The following is a 17,412-nucleotide window of genomic DNA, read 5'->3' as shown; positions in this document are numbered from 1 at the left end:
TCATTCCTTGGTGATCGTTTCGTCAAGGTTCATGATCAGGGAAGCCGTCATTGCCATCGCCGCCAGTTGGTCGACTTCGTTGGTTTTGGCAGGTGGAGAACTGCCGACCGACAGCAGTTTTTCCGCGGCCGCTCGGTCGGTTTGATACTGCTGTAAAAACTGATCGTATGCTTTGCGTAGCACTTTGAGTTCTGCCTCATTTGGCAGACGTGAGGTGGCGAGCTTGAACCCGTGTTCGATTTGGGTGACAACGTCTTCCGGGTTGGAATCAATCATTCGCCCGGCCATCACACGGGCGGCTTCAACGAACAGTTTGTTGTTCATCAGCGTCAACGCTTGCAGCGGCGTATTGGTGGATTCGGTTTGCACCGCACAGACTTCGCGCGCCGCAGCGTTGAAGTTCATCATCGTTGGCGGTGGAATTGTCCGACGCCAATACGTGTAGAGGCTGCGTCGAAACAGGTTTGCTCCGGTGTCCTGTGTGTACTTGTTGTTGGAGATCGACGACCAAATCTTGGGCGGCATGTAGGGTTTGGCGGACGGTCCGCCGACGTGGTGGACGAGCAGGCCGCTGGTTGAGAGAGCTTGATCACGCAGCATGTACGCCGACATGCGGACGCGTGGCCCCCGCGCGAGCAAGCGGTTTTTCGGGTCTCGTTGGGCAAGTTCGTCTGTGATGACTGAAGACTGTTGGTAGGTCGCGCTGAGCAGGATTTCTTTCTCGATTTTGCGCAGGTCCCAGCCGGTTTCTTGCAAGCGAACCGCAAGGTAGTCGAGCAGTTCGGGGTGCGACGGCGGTGATCCTTGGGCACCGAAGTTGTCACTGGATTCGACCAGCCCTGTACCGAAGAGTTGTTGCCAAAGCCGATTGACGGCGACACGAGCGGTCAGCGGATGTCCGGGCCGGGTCAACCATCTTGCCAAGTCCAACCTTGTCTTGGGAATTTGCTGCTCATCGCGTGGGGCAACGTCAAGTGATTTTGGAACGCCCGGGGAGACCGGACGGTCGGTGTCAGGAGCATTGTATTGTCCGCGGATTAGAACAAAGGTTTCGCGCGGCTGGTCGGACTCGTGCATCACCATCACGGTCTTGGGGGAACCCGCCTGAGGTCTTTGCAGACCGTTGCCGGCTTCCTTGCGTGCCCGCGTCAGCTTGACCGGGTCAGGCACGATCCGGCGGTTCTCGATGGGGCTCAAGTTGGGCCAGCTTGCGGGGACTTCGATGAACGGGGGGCTGTTGCCGTTATTCGGGCCGACGCCCCATTCAGCGATGTTGTTGAAGTATGCGAACAGCTGGTAGTACTCGGTTTGTGAAATCGGGTCGTACTTGTGATCGTGGCATCGGGCGCAGCCGACGGTCAAACCAAGGAACACGGTGCCGAAGGTGTCGACACGATCGGCGACGTACTCGGTTCGCCATTCTTCTGGGATCGAGCCGTCTTCGGAGTTGATGCGATGATTGCGACCAAAGCCGGTGGCGATTTGTTGCCGCAAGGTCGCTTCGGGCAGCATGTCTCCGGCAAGTTGTTCGATGATGAATTGATCGTACGGCATATTGTTGTTCATCGCGTCGATTACCCAGTCACGCCAAACGTGTTGGTAGCGATAGCGATCGTTCTGGTAGCCGTCCGTGTCGGCGTAGCGTGCGGCCTCCAGCCAAGGCAGGGCGTGATGCTCGCCGTATTGAGGCGATTGCATCAAGCGGTCGATCAATCGCTCCGTCGCGCCAGCCGAGTGGTCCTTCACAAACGCGTCGACATCCGCTGGTGTGGGAGGCAGTCCGGTCAAGTCCAGCGTGATGCGTCGAATCAGCGTATTGCGATCCGCAGGTGGAGACGGGGATAAGTTTTCCTTTGACAGGCGATCGTAGACGAAGCGATCGATGGTGCCGCGAGACCATGAGTCATCAGCATGAATCGGAGGTGAGCTTTTCTGTGGTGAGATGAATGCCCAGTGACCTTGGTACTTTGCTCCTTGTTCGACCCAACGGGTGAGTTTCGAAATCTGATCCGGCGTCAGGGCCTTGCGAGAATCAGGCGGTGGCATCTGTTCATCGGGATCGTCTGACAAGATGCGGCGAACCAGTTCGCTGTCATCAGGTGAATCGCCGGCAAGAACGTTCGCAGCGGATTCTGGTTGATCCAACCGCAGGTCGGCATGTCGAGTGGCCCGGTCTGGACCATGGCAATGAAAACAGTTCTCCGAAAGGATCGGACGAATGTCACGATTGAACAGGATTGTGTCTGACCCGCCGAAGGTGTGCGGTGGCGACAATGCGAATGCGTTGCAAATCAGGAACGGGATGACGAGGGTAGCGGGACGCATAGCGGGATGAGAGCTCGGTGAGGCGGGACGGAGCGGGATGGCTAATCATGAGTGTATCCGAAAGTCTCGCTCGCCGGACTGAATTCCCCCTCACCCCCTGTCCCTCTCCCCCAAGGTTTCGCGATGTCGACTTGGGCAATGGCTGAGTCCTTCGCGCGAAAACCTTGGGGGAGAGGGGAGCCATTCTTGAAACAGTGATAGATTGTGGACGCGTCAAAGATTCAATCACAAAAGGATGCATGGAATACGGATGGACGATCGTCTGTTGAGTTATGTTTGCGAAGCGGTTGCTGCGAAGGCGGTCGACTCCGCAGAACTCGTTCAAACGCTTTGGAGCGGGTATGGACAAATTGTTCGCGTTGGCCTTGTCGACGCGCCGGTTCCGTCAGTGATCGTCAAGCATGTCTCGCCGCCATCGCATGCCGCTGGGCATCCGCGAGGTTGGGACACCGACATTTCCCACTGTCGAAAAATGCGATCCTACGAAGTCGAACGGGCTTGGTATCGAGACTGGAGTGATCGATGTGATCCAGCGTCGCCGTGCCGGGTGCCGCGTTGTCTGGCCGTTCGCTCGGATGACACGGGACATCTGCTGGTCTTGGAAGATTTGGACGCAGTCGGTTACGCCGGTCGACATCACCGGCTGACCGATATTGGTGTACACGCTTGTTTGGGATGGCTGGCAAGTTTTCACGCGACGTTTCTTGAGGACCGGACCGACTCACCAAGTCAAAACGCTAGGGAAAGTTGGCATGGACTGTGGCCGGTCGGGACTTACTGGCATCTGGCGACGCGACCTGATGAGCTTGCCGTGATGGAGAACGGTGACCTGAAGCGTGCGGCGGGGCGGATCGATCAAGTCTTGAGTGACGCACGGTTTCAAACGTTGGTGCACGGGGATGCAAAGGTCGCGAATTTTTGTTTCAGTCTGTCGCAACGGGAGGTCGCCGCGGTTGATTTTCAGTACGTCGGTGGCGGTTGCGGAATGAAGGACGTCGCGTATTTCCTGGGCAGTTGTTTGAGCGAAGCGGTGCTGCAGGATCGCTGTGACGATTTGCTGGATGACTACTTTGAAATGCTGCGGGAGAGTTTAGTCCGGAGCGGAAAGTCATCCATTTGGACGCCATTGCATCAGGAATGGAGTGACTTGTTTTCGATCGGCTGGGCGGATTTTCATCGATTCCTGATGGGATGGTGTCCGTCGCACGCCAAGCTGACCGGATTCAGTTCAGCAATGGTGAATCAAGCGTTAAAAGCAATCGTTCGGTAGCGCGACCTGAAGTTCTGTGCAGGCTCTGATTTGATCAGGATCGTAAAAAAGCCTTTTGAAAAGTCATGTTTTTCAGCAGCACATCGCGTGATTCGCTACCCTGAGGGGGCGATGGGAATCCGGTAGACCTGCGATCCGAAAGGGTGCGAAAATGATACGACGATGGTGCGTGGCCGACTGTGCCGTGGGGCTGATCCTCTGTGGATTGATCAGCTCATTGATGCTGATGCAGGTCCAGAGGCATCGGCATGCGGCCAGGCAATTCGAGTGCGATAACAATCTCAAGCAACTCGGACTCGCCATCCACAACTATCATTCTGCATACCGGCTGATGCCGATGGGCGCGGGCGGGACCGATCAAGGGTCTGTGGATGAGCCCCTGGCGGGCAATGCGGGACGGCTCAGCGCGTTTGTCGGCCTGACTCCGTTCATGGAAGAGCAGCGTCTGTGGGAATACCTGTCTAACCCGATGCGACTCAACGGTGTCTCCTATCCAGCGATGGGGCCGGTTCCCTGGTACGACGCACAGAAATACGTGCCCTGGTCACAGCGTCCAGAGCCGTTGGTCTGCCCCGAGGATCCGGCCAGCAAACAGTATCCCAACGCCAGCAGCTACGTGCTCAACTACGGCGACGGGATCTTGAGGGTCGGTGCGGGGCATGGCGACTCGCCAAAGCCGCCGGAACCTGCGATCACACAACTGGAGCTAGCCACGCAGCGAGGTGCGTTTTGCAAACAAAGGGCGCTGCGTTTTCGCGATTTTCTGGACGGGCTGTCCAACACGTTGATGATGGCCGAGTCCCAGATTGCTGGAAAGCCGGTGGCAAAGAACGTCTCGGGTTTGCCGATGAACCCGTCGCTGGTGTTTGAAGCTCAGCAGGGCAAGGAGTTTTGGCCGGAGGGGCGTCAGGCGTGTTGGGCCGACGGTGCGATTCGTTCCCAAGGTTTCCAAACCATCCTGCCACCGGATTCACCTTCGGCGACATCCGACGACGGCGAGTACACGGCGGTCATGTCGGCATCCAGCCATCACGGTCCCGGAACACACGTGTTGTACTGTGACGGAGCGGTCGCGTTTGTGACATCCAAAATTGATACTGGTGACACGACTCGGCCGAGCGTGGCGATCGGCGATCCGCCCAACAATGGCGGGTTTGCGAAACCAGGTTCTCAGAGTCCCTATGGGCTGTGGGGAGCGCTCGGGACACGAGCCAGCGCAGAAGTCATCGATATGAATCCCCACTCAGACGACTCTGCGATCACGACGCCTCGACGTGGTCTGACGGCGATTGAGTTGGCCGAGATCAAGAAGAAACCGATGCGGACGTGGACCATGAGTGACGGAAAGACCACGGTCGATGGCTGGCTAGCCAATTACCGACCCAGTGGCGAAGTCTTGTTGGTCGACGAAGAGGGGAAGCGGAAGTACTTGACGCTCTCGGATCTTGGCAGCGAAGACGCGTATTCCATCGTCGAGTCGACCGTGAAGGCCGCTGTCGAAGCTCGTATGGTATTGTTGCCGCAACTCAAGGAAGCTGTTGCGTTGTTGGAACAAAAAGAATTTCCAAGGTTCATCCAACAGTTCATCATCATCGCACCAGAGAACGTTGATGACATCCCTGCGATGAGCACCAACATTTATCGAAACCGAGGCATGCTGATTCAATCATTCGATGATGCGATTCGAGGAATTGAAACCAAGGATATGAGTGGAATGTCCGTCGATGAGGACAACCTGGGGATTCAGATCGGTGAAAGGTCTCCCGCAGGCAGAATGTACTTGCGATATTCCGAGGGTCGCTGGCGGATATCGCCAGGCGGCCAAGGCCGGCAACGTGCACGCCGTTTCGGCAATCAACCCGCAATCGACGCGGTGATGGAGATGGAAATCAAAGAGTACGAGGCGGCAATGGAAGCGGAGCAGCGGTGATGGTGTGTCGGGCATTGACAGTACGTTTTTATCAGGTGAGAGGCAGTCGGAATGAATAGTCGTCTTCAAAGCATCACAAATTCCGCCGCGATGCTCGTTTGCACGTTCTTGATCGCGGCGATCTTGTTGGGAACCTTGTCGCGTTCACGCGCTGCCGCACGCAACAGCGCCTGCGCCGACAACCTTCGCAGCATCGGGTTGGCGTTTCACAACTACCACGCTGCGTACAAAACATTTCCCTTTGGCACTGGCGGTACAACCGGCAGCGACGATCCTGCGGGGTGTAACGCCGGTCGATTGAGCCCCCTGGTTGCGCTGCTGCCCTTTGTCGAACATCAAGCTCTTTGGGAGCAGATCGCGAATCCCTACCGCAATCCAAAAACCGGCAAGTCGTTTCCGCCGATGGGGCCGATTCCATCTTATGACGCCAGTGCGTATGAGCCTTGGGGGAAGGCGCCATCGGTGTATCGATGCCCTGATGCCGGAGGCGACGAGCCCGTCGATGTGCCGAAAGTGCTTTACACGCTGGAGTCTCCCCAAGGCAGTGTTGACTCGCTGACCAACTACGTCGCCAATTTTGGTGACGGAACGGTGATGCAGGGTCAATTTTTGGACGATCCAAATGATCACGAGGTTCAGATGCGCCGGCGTGCGGCCAATCGTGGTGCCTTCATGACCAGTCAAGCTCTGAAGATGCGAGATTTTCTTGACGGTACTTCTAACACGATTTTGTATTCGGAGACCGTCGCTAGCGAGAAACGAGATCCAGGGAAGAGCGAAATCATCAAGGACGTTGCTGGCTTGAGCAAAGAGCCGCAACTCTGTCTTGATGCGGCCAAAGGAAAGCCCGAGTTTTGGGGCTTTGGTCGCGGGGCACGTTGGTCGGAAGGGTCGCCGATCATCACTGGTTTTCAAACCGTGTTGCCACCCAATTCTCCTTCATGCACATCGGAACTGGGCATCGAAGACGTGATCGCATCGGCCAGCAGTGCACACGCCGATGGCGTTCACGTGCTGATGTGCGACGGCGCGGTCGCCTTCATCAGCGACGCGATCGACACGGGAGACTTGAGCAAGCCGGGAGTGTCCTTCGGCGATGATTACACACCACCGGGAAGTCCGAGTCCGTATGGAATGTGGGGAGCGCTGGGGACTCGTGCGTCCAGGGAAACCTTGGAGGACGGTTTGGACTATGTTGGTGGCGGATTCAGAGGAAACTCTCGGCGTAGCGAAGACACAAAAGCCCCGATCTGGACGGATCGCGATGGAAAAGTGAGCCTCAGGGCGGAGTTCTTGGAGATCAAGGACAAAAAGACCGTTCGATTGAAATCCGGTTCCGGCACGATTCATGAGGTCCCATTGAATTCTCTGAAATCCGAACACATCCACCGCGCTGTCCAAATGGAGATGATGCGGGAGTTGAAGTAGCGTTTTTGATGCTCGACTCTTCGAGTCGATAGGGCGTGCCCAATAGTCGCTCGACTTTCCAAGTCGATAGCGTGCGCTGCCAAACGTCTTGCCAATCCCCAAACGTCGACCTGCGCAGACCGTCCCCCTTCCTCGCATTTGCCTGAATGGCTCTGCTCGATCTCCGCCCAGTTCCTTGGTGGAGGTGACGGTTATCAGTAGCGACGCAGAGCGTATGGTTTGCGTCTGGCCGGATGGTGGTGTTCGTTTTCGACTTGGAAAGTCGAACGACAATGGCTCGACTCTTCTCAGATGACCCCTTACGCATCAGGGCGATGGGGCGATCTTCAAGCTGACTTCGCCGGTAAGCCCAACACAACCATGTTCTTTCTCTTTGGGTTGTAATTCAATGACCAGCGTGTTGTGGGGTTGCAGGTGATCCGTGACGTCGAACGACAGCGGGCAACTGATTGGTTGCGACGGCAGTGTCAGGCTGATTTCGTTCAGCAATATTCCAATCATCGAGCCGTCCCATGACTCGATGTCCACCTGAACTCGGCTTTGATCGATTCCCGTCGGGCAGTTGAACGAGCGTTGGTAGGTTGCACCGCTACCGCTTGCCGCGGCCGTTTCTGGAATCGTGACGCGGATCGGCTGGTTTTCTCCGAGTGGAATTTTTTTCCACGGACCGCGAAGTCGGATGGTATGCATGGTTTGCCCCTTCAGGCGATTATTGATGAGGTCGTTCGGTTCACGATTGGGCGTTTTCGCCATCGCTGATGGCCGTTTGGTCTCGTGCTCACATTCCTCGGACGAATCTCGCGCCCTGATTTGTTGTTTTACCGGCCTAGAGAACTCTCGGCGATCCGAGTTCTTCATGAGTCTAGGGAACACCACGCTACATCATGCTGCTGCCGTACGGAACCGACGCGCCGCTGTATCACTACCCCGTCACGACGGTGGTTTGCATCCTGATCAATGTCGCCATGTTCCTGGTGACAGGAATGGGGCAAAGTTTCGGCTTCTGTCCTTTGCTCACCGAATCCGATTTTCGCTACCTCGCCCTTGAGTTTGACCAGATCAATCCCATTCAATGGGTCACCGCCGCGTTCATGCATGCTTCTTGGATGCATCTGGTTGGCAACATGGTGTTCCTATGGTGCTTCGGCATTGTCGTCGAAGGGAAGATCGGAGCGTTGAAGTTTGCCGGACTGTACCTGTGCATTGCGTTGGCGGACGGAGCCATCGGCCAAATCCCGATGTATTTCATCAGTGGCGAGGGGTGTGCACTGGGTGCATCGGGAGTCATTTTTGCGTTGATGGCTGTTGCGTTGATCTGGGCACCAGAGAATGACATCCATTGTGTTTTTTGGTGGCGTTACTTGTACACTCGTCAGGTCGACCTTCCCATTTACGCGTTTGCAGGATTCTATTTTGCGTTGCAGTTGATTCCACTGGCGATCTTTGGCGTTCGCATGTCGTCCGAGTTGTTGCACTTGATGGGTATGTCGGTGGGATTCCCTTTTGCGATTGTGATGCTGCGTCGCGGCTGGGTGGACTGTGAAGGCTGGGACTTGTTTTCACGGTATCACGATCGAACCAAAGGTTCATCTAAGAAGTTGGAAACCATTTTGGGGGAGGCCCGCGAACGCGCCAGCGGTCAGCAGGCGTTGAATCTGATCCGCAGCAACCCCGCCGCGTTCAATCCACCTGCTCAAGCGACGGCGGCCGCGAAGCAGTGGACACCCGAGGTGGCACCGTGCGATGTGGAATTCGAGTTTCAGTTTTGTTGGGCTTTGGATGCGAGTGATCTGGATGGCGCGCAGCGAAACTACGACGAACTGGTTCGACTGGATCGCACTGGGGAAATCGACATCGCGACATTGGTGAAGTTCGTTGATTTGTTGGCATCACACAAACGATATCGAGACAGCCTTGCACCGCTTTCCATCCTTGCTCGACGACGGGGCACGATCGGGCACTTGGCAGCGTTGCGGATGGCCAAGATCTATCTGCGGGTCTTGCGAGATTCCAAGGCTGCCCAGCGGGTGCTCTCAGAGATGAGAGCCCCCTGGGCGCCGAAGATTAACCAGAAACGCAATCAGATCATTCTCCAAATACAGTCAACGGGATACACTGACCAGCCAACTTGATTCCCTGATGACACCGAACTGGTCTTTCCGTTGAACTCCGAAACCACCTTTGATTTGATTGCCACGTGCGGCTTTGGGCTGGAGGCGATTCTGCGAAGGGAGCTGCAGGCGTTGGGTTTGGAGGCTGCGGTCGGTGAACCGGGACGCGTGAATTTTTGCGGTGACTTGGCCGCCGTGGTGCAAACCAATCTGTGGCTGCGGACATCCGATCGTGTTCTGATTCGCGTCGCCGAGTTCCCCGCTCCGGATTTCGACGCCCTGTTCGAAACCGTTCGTGATTTGCCCTGGGGGCAATGGTTGCCCGCCGATGGTTGCTTTCCCGTCACGGGGCGATCGATCAAGTCACAATTGTCCAGCGTGCCGGCGATCCAACGCAGTGTCAAACGGGCGATCGTCGATGCGATGCAACGCGATCATCAGACGATGTCGCTGGAGGAGACTGGTGCCCTGTACAAAGTCGATGCGGCGTTGGTCAAGGATCACGCGACGATCACGATCGACACGACCGGGCGAAGTCTGCATCGGCGTGGGTATCACTCCACGGTGGCTGGCGGACCGGTCAAAGAGACATTGGCTGCGGCGTTGGTGATGTTGAGCTACTGGCGGGCGGATCGTCCGCTGTTGGATCCCTTTTGTGCCAGCGGAACTATCCCGATCGAGGCCGCCCGGATCGGACGCAACATCGCGCCGGGAATCTTGCGTGATTTCGCTTATCAAGAATGGACCGGGGTGGATTCCGACTTGTGGCAAGACACCATTTCGCAGGCCAATGCGGCCGTCATCCCCGAATTGGGCGAGCGCATTTTGGCCAGCGACAGCGATCCCAAAGTGGTTCGTGCGGCGCGTGAGAACGCTGCGATCGCCGGCGTCGACAAAGACATCCACTTTGACGTCAAACCAGTGAGTGGTGTTTCCAGCAAGAGACGCTTCGGCAGCCTGATCACGCATCTGCCATCGCCGCGGGCGACAGGACCGGATCGTGAGTTGGATGAATTGTACCGATCCTTGCCCGGCATTTTGGCCCACTTTCCAACCTGGTCGCACTACTTCTTGACCTCGCATCCAAAATTCGAAGCCATCGTGGGGCGGCAGGCTGATCGTCGCCGCAAACTGTACAACGGTCGGGATCAATGCACGTACTTTCAATTCCACGGACCCAAGCCGGTGGTCGGCGAAGGCAAGCCGGCGAGTGAGCCAGCTGTGCAGCCGGCCGTCGATACCGACCAGGTGCCCTCCGAGGCTGATGTTGTCTCAGACGAGCAATCGCTTCAGAGAGCAGAGAAACCCGTCGCAAAGCCATACGTGCACGCCGTTGGTCAAGCCGCATTCGGTGCGTTGACAGACAAGGCGATGGAGCAAGCCGAGTTGTTTGCGGTGCGTTTGCGCAAACGACAGAAACACTTGCGTCGCTGGCCGACCAAACGAGGCATCACGTGTTTTCGGCTCTACGAACGCGACATTCCCGAGATTCCGCTCGTCGTGGATCGCTATGAAGATCACTTGCACATTACGGAGTACGAACGGCCACACGACCGTGATCCCGCTCAACATGAAAACTGGCTGGAGCTGATGGCGCGGACGGCCGGGGAAGCGTTAGAGATTCCCAAGGGCAACGTGTTCTTGAAACGCCGCAGCCGATTGCGGGACAACACACAGTACGAAAAGATCGACCAAACCAACCATCGCTTGGAGGTTCACGAGGGCGGCTTGAAGTTCCTGGTGAACTTGGCCGACTATGTCGACACCGGATTGTTTCTCGATCATCGTGTCACGCGTGGCATGGTGCGTGAACTTGCCGAGGGAAAGAACTTCTTGAACCTATTCGCCTACACGGGGTCGTTCAGTGTGTACGCCGCAGCGGGTGGTGCAAAACGGACGACGACCGTCGACCTGTCACGAAACTATCTGAAGTGGGCGGAAGACAACTTGAAACGCAACGGGTTCAGCGGCGATGCGCATCGTTTGGTCGCCAGTGACATCGAGACGTTCATCAACGAACATCCGCCCGGCGAGATGTATGACTTGGTCGTGCTCGACCCACCGACTTACTCTCGTAGCAAGCGGACCGAGAAGGACTGGGATGTTCAACGTGAGGCGGTGCCGCTGCTGCAAAGTCTGCTGCCGCTGGTGCGGAAAGGCGGTGTGATTTTCTTTTCGTGCAACTTTCGGCGTTTTAAGTTCGACACGGAGGCGTTGGCGGTCGGCGAAATCCACGAAATCTCCAAGCAAACCGTTCCCGAGGATTTTCGCAATCGCCGCATTCACCGATGTTGGCGAATCGTGAAATAGATTCGGATTTTGTGTTGGTGGCGGGTGGGGTACAATGAGGTCCCCGCCTACACAGGGCGTGAACGTGAAGATGCGTGGGTTCATGCCGATTCACGAAGCCGATTCACGAAGCCGAGCCACTCCGAGGCTCGGAATTTCACGTCTCGGAGAGACGCGACTACGTGCCGATCGCAACCTGGTTGCGTTCAACGCCACCGGTCAACCGTACTCTCACGCAGCGATTCCAGCCCACCTTTTGGATACTGTCCCGCTATGAATTCGAAATCCCTTGGTCGTCGATCGCTGTTACGTGGGGTTGGCGTCGCCTTGGCGTTGCCCGCATTGGAGTCAATGCCGCGAGCGATCGCCGCAGAAACATCTGAGGCAATTGCGAATCGTCCGACCAAGCGTATGGTTTGCATCGGGAACATGCTCGGTTTTTATCCCGAGGCGTTTTGGCCGGAGGGTGCAGGTGCCGAATATCAGCTTTCGCAAACGACCCAGGCATTGGAGGTTCATCGTGATCAATTGACCATCGTCGGTGGATTGGATCACGGGCTCAAAGGCGGTCACTTTTCTATCCACGCGTTTCTGTCGGGCGTCCGCAGCATTGATGCCAAGTCGATGCCGGAGGGCAACATTACGATCGACCAACGTGCGGCGGAGACTGTGGGCGGACAGACACGGTTTCCGTCTTTGACCATCGGCAGCGAATCCGGCATCCACGGTGGTTGCCAGATGTCGTGGACACGCAGCGGGACTCGGGTGCCTCCGATTCCCGGGCCACGTGAGTTGTTTCAAAAGCTGTTTGTCGGCGTGAGTGAACAGGACAAACAACGCGAGGCGGATCGGTTTCGTTTGCAAGAATCGATCTTGGACAATGTCTTGGGCGACGCAAACGCGTTGTCAAGGAAACTGAATAAACGAGATCAGCGAAAGCTCGACGAGTATCTTTCGTCTGTCCGTGATGTTGAACGCAAGTTGGACTTGAGCAAGCAATGGGTCGATATCGACAAGCCCGAGCCGCCGATTGCCGAACCACAGAACACCAACATGGTGCAGGATTTGCCGCTGCTGTACGACTTGATCGCATTGGCCCTGCAAACCGATTCCACGCGAGTGGCGACGTTGGAATTGGGTGGTTCGTTCGAGACACGTGACTTTGGCATCAAGGGTGGCTATCACGGACTGTCACACCACGGTCAACGTCAAGAAAGCATCGATGCGTTAATCAAAATCGAGACGTATCAGGTCGAGCAATACGCACGTTTTTTGAGCAAACTGCGGGCGTTGGAGGTTGGTGGTGAGAGCCTGTTGGATCAAACGATGGTGCTCTTTGGCAGCGGGATGGGCAATGCCAACTCGCACACCAACACCAACTTGCCCGTCGTCTTGGCTGGTGGCGGTTTCCGACACGGACAGATGATTCGCTACGAAAAGAGTGACAAGCATCGACCGCCGCTTGCCAATCTGTTCGTTTCGATGCTGCAGCAATTCGGATTGGAGATCGATCAGTTCGCGACCAGCACCGGCACGCTGAGTGGATTTGAGGCGAAGGTTTAGAGCTGTGATTGGACGAACTTTGATTGCTGCCGTCGCCGTCGTTGGATGGATGTCGTTGGTGGGGGCTGCCGAGCCGCTGGAATTGGTCCAGCAGTACTGCGTCGATTGCCACAGTGGTGCGGAACCCGACGGCGATCGCGATTTCAGCGAACTCAAGTTGGACCGTGTCGACGAAGACACCGTGGTGATGTTGCAAGACATCATCGATCAGTTGACCCTTGGCGAGATGCCGCCCGAGGATGCCGAGCAACCGACAACGGCTGAAAAACGCGAAGCAATCGATGGGCTGACGCGGTCGCTGAAATCGATCCGGCAGAGCATGGTCAGCACCGGCGGACAAACGGTGCTGCGACGATTGAATCGACGCGAGTACTTGCGCACGGTGGGCGATCTGATGGGGATCGACATGACGATGTTTGATCCAACGGTGAATTTCCCGCGTGACAATACCGTCGAGCAATTGGACAATGTGGGCGATGCGTTGGTGACGTCAGGCTATTTGTTAGAACAGTATTTGATCGCCGCCGATGCCGTGGTCGAAAAAACATTTGCGGATTTGAAGCAACCGGCTGAAAAGTCGTGGACATTTGACGGCAACTTTCGCCAGCAACCCGAGTTGAACCCCGGACACAAGGAAGCGTTCAACTATCGCTATTTGTGTTTGTATGACAATCCGCTGGCCGAGCGACCCGAAGGAGCGTATGGGCCGCTGGAGGATTTCCACGAGGGGGTTCACGCCGACGGGATCTACGAAGTCAAAGTGCTCGCCCACGCAGTCAATCGTGACACTCCGTACGATGAAAAGGTGCTCAGGATCCATTTGGACGAACCCTTTCGATTGGGGGTTGTGCCGGGCAACGCCGCCATCGGCGACATGCACACCACACAACCGATTCAGCCTTTGTTGGCCGAGACGACTTTGACCGACGGTGAGCCGCAGTGGTATACGTTTCGGATTCCACTAGATCGGGGTTTCTCGCCTCGGTTTACTTTTCAAAACGGGATGACCGAAGTGCGTCCGACGTACGGTCGTGTGATGAAGTCGTACCGGAAAACGTTGCCCGAGAAAGCTCAAAAGGCCAAGGGGATCTTCTTGGAACGGATCGCTGTCATTCATCACGGCAAGTTGCCGCATATTCGGATTCACGAGGTCTCGATCCGCGGTCCGATCGTGGAGCAATGGCCACCGGCGGGGCGGAGCGAACTCTTGGGCGGCCAGCCGTTTGCTCCAGACCGCGTTCCCGATTTGCTGAAACGGTTTGCCGATCGCGCATTTCGGCGACCGGCGGACAATGAGGAAGTCGCCCGGTTGATTGGACTTTATGAGTATCGTGTCCAGCAGGGGCGGTCGCCGTTGGATGCGATGAAGGATGCGATGAAATCGGCATTGTGCTCGCCCGCGTTTCTGTATTTGCAACCAGGGCCAGACGCGGGAGACGCGAAACTGTCGCAGCACGCCTTGGCGTCGCGTTTGTCGTACTTTTTGATCGGTTCCATGCCGGATGCTCAGTTGCGAGCGGTCGCCGATTCGGGGCAGTTGTCCGATCCGGTCGTGTTGCGTCAGCAAGCCCGGCGATTACTGGCTGATCCCCGGACGGACGCATTGGTGGAGGGATTCACCGACAGTTGGCTGAATCTGCGTGCGTTGGGTGAAATGCCGCCCGATCGCGATGCATTCTCGCAATACTACACCGCCGGGCTGCGTGATGAGATGAAGCGTGAGACGCAAATGTTCACGCGGCATTTGATCGACAACGATCTTTCCATCTTGGATTTTTTGCGTGGCAACTATTCGTTTATCAATCGAGATCTGGCACGGTTGTACGGGATCACCGATGCGGTATCGTCGGAGTCGGCGGGAGAGTTTCGCAAGGTGGTGTTCGATGACAAACGTCGCGGCGGACTGCTCGGACAAGCTAGTGTGTTGACGGTGACGGCCAACGGAATCGAGACATCGCCGGTGATCCGAGGTGTGTGGTTGTTGGAAAATATTTTGGGCACCCCGCCCGCGCCGCCGCCGGACGACGTTCCACCGATTGATCCCGATGTCCGCGGTGCGAAGTCCATCCGTGACTTGTTGGAAAAGCATCGCAGCACCGAGACGTGCAACGCGTGTCACCGCAAGATCGATCCGCTGGGTTTTGCATTGGAATGTTTTGACCCGATCGGTGGATTGCGGTCACGGTACGAGAACAAAGCGGTGATCGACACATCGGGGCAATTGCCCGGTGGACGTTCGTTTGAGGATGTATCGGGATTGAAAGAGATTTTGCTGGAGCGAAAGGATTTCTTTGCCCGGATGTTGACGACGAAGTTGATGGCTTACGCGTTGGGACGTCGAATCGAATCGAGCGACCGAGGCGAGATCGATGCGATCGTGGACGGGGTACGCGAGAAGGATTATCCGATGCGATCGCTGATCGAAGCGGTCGTGTTGAGCGAAGCGTTTGGGCGAAGGTAGTCGTCGCTCGACTTTCCAAGTCGATAGTCGCTCGACTTTCCAAGTCGATAGCGTGCGCTGCCAAACGTCTTGCCAATCCCCAAACGTTGACTTGCGCAGACCGTCCCCCTTCCTCGCATTTGCCTGAATGGTTCTGCTCGACCTCCGCCTAGTTCCTTGGTGGAGGTGACGGTTATCAGTAGCGGCGCAGAGCGTATGGTTCGCGTTTGGCCGGATGTTGGTGTTCGTTTTCGACTTGGAAAGTCGAACGACAATTATTTCACCACGCGGTCGATGAATCTCAGCAGCAGCGGGTGGGCGGGTTCGGCCATTTGGCCGTGGTTGTAGCCGTCCAGTTCCATCAACTCGACGTCCTTGTGGCCGGCGACTTTCAGCATTCGCCACAAGTATGCGTTTTCCTCGTAGCGTCCGAGCATCTCCAGCTCGCGGTTGCCCGTGATCAACAGGATCGGTGGCGCGTCGGGGCGGACGTGGTATAGCGGTGCCATCTCGTCCACGATCGGTTGTTTGCCATCGATCCCTCGTTCGCTGCGGACGGTGAAGTGCGTGATGGTGTGACCGCTGTAGGGAATCAAACCGGCCAGCCGATCCGCGTCGATGTCGTGCTCGGCCAGATAGCGTTTGTCCAAACCGACCATGCTGGTCAGGTAGCCGCCGGCGGAATGGCCGCTGACGAAGACCTTGTCGGGGTCGCCGCCGTAGGTCGAAATGTTTTGGATCGTCCAGGCGACAGCGGCCGCTGCGTCTTGGACGTAAGTCGGCGAGGTGACCTTGGGCGAAAGACGATAGTTGACCGCAACCACCGCGATGCCTTTGTCTTGCAAGGCTTTGGGCACACTGCGGTTTCCTCCGGTCAGTCCGCCGCCGTGAAACCAGACCACGGTCGGATACCCGGTCTTGTCCGTCGGATGGTACACGTCCAACCGGCATCGTTCTCGAGCGTAGTCGCTCAAGGAGTCGTTGTTCGCGCGATACAAGATGTCCGTGACAGTCGCGTACGACTGGGGATCGGCGGAATAGGCCGCGGTGGGAAGCAGTAGGCTGCTGAACAAAAAAGCGAGCAGCAGGCAGGTGGACCAATGACGTTTCACGAAGACGACTCGATGGCTGGCGGGATCAAGCGGGACCAGCACAAAGTCTACACGCTCGCCTAATAGCGGGTGCTGAGTGGGCCTTGGGTGGCGATTTGGGTGCCGTTTCCGTAGCGGGCCGCGTCGAGGTTGGAATTCAGTTGACGACTGATGGCCGCGATTCGCTCCGCGACCATTGGTTGGGCTCCGTTGAGCGCCAGGGCTCGCTGGTAATTCTGGAGGGCTTGGGTCAGCTCACCGGACGATTCACGCAGCCGGGCCAGAGCCAACCAGGCGCGAGAGTTATTGGCATCGGTCAAAACGGCGTCTTCGAGGTATTTCAGTGCCGTCTGCGGTTCGCCGTACTCTTCGTACAGCCGGGCGAGTTCGATTCTCGGTTCGGCGAGAGCGGGGTTCTGGGAGGCCCAAGTTTTCATCAGGGCAAAGGCACGATCGGGCCGGTTGGTGTCGGCCAGCAGCACGGCCAAGCCGCGGTGGCACTCCACGTGGTTGGGCGAATGGTCCAGGCACTGGTTGTACAGGGCCTCAGACTGGGCAAAGAGCTGGGCGTCCTGGCGTTGTTTGGCCAGTCGGTGAGTCGTGGCGGCGAGGTTGTAATAGCCATCGGGATTGGAGGGGTCCGCCGCAATGACTTCTTGGAATTTTTGCAGGGCCGCCGTGTATTGGCCTTGCTGATAAAGCTGCGCTCCCTGAGCATTCTTTCCACTGTTGGCCCATTGGCATCCCGTTAGGGGGGTAAGGCATAGGCAGAGAAGTCCGACCCAACGATAGGAACCGCCGAGACCAACGACCAGATTGCGTCCAGAATGAATCCCGCCCGATTGTGTTTGGGTTTCGCTGGGTGAATGTCCGAAACAATGATTGGTTGTGGCCATAACGTTCGTCTTCCTGACTGATGTGAAATCCAACCACCAACGGAGTAGATGGCTGTAGCCGCTGGCGGG

The 17,412-nt window shown here is 56.8% G+C and carries 11 protein-coding genes; 7 read left to right on the top strand and 4 right to left on the bottom strand.

Going from position 1 to position 17,412, the window contains the following annotated elements; all coding sequences use genetic code 11:
* Complete coding sequence (locus tag Pla52nx_RS28905) at nucleotides 1-2,325, bottom strand: PSD1 and planctomycete cytochrome C domain-containing protein (protein ID WP_146521421.1); 2,325 nt, start codon at nucleotides 2,323-2,325, stop codon at nucleotides 1-3.
* Between the two features lie 250 nt (nucleotides 2,326-2,575).
* On the opposite strand from Pla52nx_RS28905, the gene Pla52nx_RS28900 reads away from it, so the two are divergent.
* The 3 genes from Pla52nx_RS28900 to Pla52nx_RS28890 all read left to right on the top strand — a co-directional run bounded on the left by Pla52nx_RS28900 (nucleotide 2,576) and on the right by Pla52nx_RS28890 (nucleotide 6,953).
* Complete coding sequence (locus Pla52nx_RS28900; RefSeq protein WP_146521420.1) at nucleotides 2,576-3,595, top strand: oxidoreductase family protein; 1,020 nt, start codon at nucleotides 2,576-2,578, stop codon at nucleotides 3,593-3,595.
* 151 nt (nucleotides 3,596-3,746) lie between these two features.
* Nucleotides 3,747-5,525, top strand: coding sequence for a DUF1559 domain-containing protein (locus tag Pla52nx_RS28895; RefSeq protein ID WP_146521419.1), 1,779 nt, complete (start codon nucleotides 3,747-3,749; stop codon nucleotides 5,523-5,525).
* A 51-nt stretch (nucleotides 5,526-5,576) separates the two neighbouring features.
* Entirely contained in the window at nucleotides 5,577-6,953 is a 1,377-nt protein-coding gene (locus Pla52nx_RS28890) for a DUF1559 domain-containing protein (RefSeq protein WP_146521418.1), read from the top strand.
* A 306-nt stretch (nucleotides 6,954-7,259) separates the two neighbouring features.
* Here the strand turns inward: Pla52nx_RS28890 and Pla52nx_RS28885 are convergent, their stop codons facing one another.
* On the bottom strand, nucleotides 7,260-7,643 hold the full coding sequence (locus Pla52nx_RS28885) for a hypothetical protein (protein WP_146521417.1): 384 nt from the start codon (nucleotides 7,641-7,643) through the stop codon (nucleotides 7,260-7,262).
* 194 nt (nucleotides 7,644-7,837) lie between these two features.
* Between Pla52nx_RS28885 and Pla52nx_RS28880 the strand changes: the two genes are divergently transcribed.
* From Pla52nx_RS28880 to Pla52nx_RS28865, 4 genes are all read left to right on the top strand, one after another.
* Nucleotides 7,838-9,085, top strand: coding sequence for a rhomboid family intramembrane serine protease (locus tag Pla52nx_RS28880; RefSeq protein ID WP_146521416.1), 1,248 nt, complete (start codon nucleotides 7,838-7,840; stop codon nucleotides 9,083-9,085).
* A 30-nt stretch (nucleotides 9,086-9,115) separates the two neighbouring features.
* The gene (rlmKL, locus tag Pla52nx_RS28875) at nucleotides 9,116-11,374 is read left to right on the top strand and encodes a bifunctional 23S rRNA (guanine(2069)-N(7))-methyltransferase RlmK/23S rRNA (guanine(2445)-N(2))-methyltransferase RlmL (protein ID WP_146521415.1); all 2,259 of its coding nucleotides are present in this window, start codon (nucleotides 9,116-9,118) and stop codon (nucleotides 11,372-11,374) included.
* A gap of 252 nt (nucleotides 11,375-11,626) precedes the next feature.
* The gene (locus Pla52nx_RS28870) at nucleotides 11,627-12,916 is read left to right on the top strand and encodes a DUF1552 domain-containing protein (protein WP_146521414.1); all 1,290 of its coding nucleotides are present in this window, start codon (nucleotides 11,627-11,629) and stop codon (nucleotides 12,914-12,916) included.
* 4 nt (nucleotides 12,917-12,920) lie between these two features.
* The gene (locus Pla52nx_RS28865; protein ID WP_146521413.1) at nucleotides 12,921-15,377 is read left to right on the top strand and encodes a DUF1592 domain-containing protein; all 2,457 of its coding nucleotides are present in this window, start codon (nucleotides 12,921-12,923) and stop codon (nucleotides 15,375-15,377) included.
* 254 nt (nucleotides 15,378-15,631) lie between these two features.
* On the opposite strand, the gene Pla52nx_RS28860 is transcribed toward Pla52nx_RS28865, so the two are convergent.
* Both Pla52nx_RS28860 and Pla52nx_RS28855 read right to left on the bottom strand, forming a co-directional pair.
* Nucleotides 15,632-16,468, bottom strand: a complete 837-nt coding sequence (locus Pla52nx_RS28860) for an alpha/beta hydrolase (protein ID WP_197454785.1) — start codon at nucleotides 16,466-16,468, stop codon at nucleotides 15,632-15,634.
* 59 nt (nucleotides 16,469-16,527) lie between these two features.
* Complete coding sequence (locus tag Pla52nx_RS28855; protein ID WP_146521412.1) at nucleotides 16,528-17,343, bottom strand: tetratricopeptide repeat protein; 816 nt, start codon at nucleotides 17,341-17,343, stop codon at nucleotides 16,528-16,530.
* Nucleotides 17,344-17,412 lie beyond the last annotated feature (69 nt).

The organism is Stieleria varia (assembly GCF_038443385.1).
GTDB classification, from domain to species: Bacteria; Planctomycetota; Planctomycetia; order Pirellulales; family Pirellulaceae; genus Stieleria; species Stieleria varia.
Note: the sequence above shows the minus strand (reverse complement) of the source record. Positions and strands in the feature narration are given on the sequence as shown.

Bases quoted from the DNA above. Each gene is read 5' to 3' on its own strand.
- Pla52nx_RS28905 (WP_146521421.1), bottom strand. From the start codon at position 2,325: ATGCGTCCCGCTACCCTCGTCATCCCGTTCCTGATTTGCAACGCATTC.
- Pla52nx_RS28885 (WP_146521417.1), bottom strand. From the start codon at position 7,643: ATGCATACCATCCGACTTCGCGGTCCGTGGAAAAAAATTCCACTCGGA.
- Pla52nx_RS28895 (WP_146521419.1), top strand. From the start codon at position 3,747: ATGATACGACGATGGTGCGTGGCCGACTGTGCCGTGGGGCTGATCCTC.
- Pla52nx_RS28890 (WP_146521418.1), top strand. From the start codon at position 5,577: ATGAATAGTCGTCTTCAAAGCATCACAAATTCCGCCGCGATGCTCGTT.
- Pla52nx_RS28870 (WP_146521414.1), top strand. From the start codon at position 11,627: ATGAATTCGAAATCCCTTGGTCGTCGATCGCTGTTACGTGGGGTTGGC.
- Pla52nx_RS28855 (WP_146521412.1), bottom strand. From the start codon at position 17,343: ATGGCCACAACCAATCATTGTTTCGGACATTCACCCAGCGAAACCCAA.
- Pla52nx_RS28900 (WP_146521420.1), top strand. From the start codon at position 2,576: ATGGACGATCGTCTGTTGAGTTATGTTTGCGAAGCGGTTGCTGCGAAG.
- Pla52nx_RS28880 (WP_146521416.1), top strand. From the start codon at position 7,838: ATGCTGCTGCCGTACGGAACCGACGCGCCGCTGTATCACTACCCCGTC.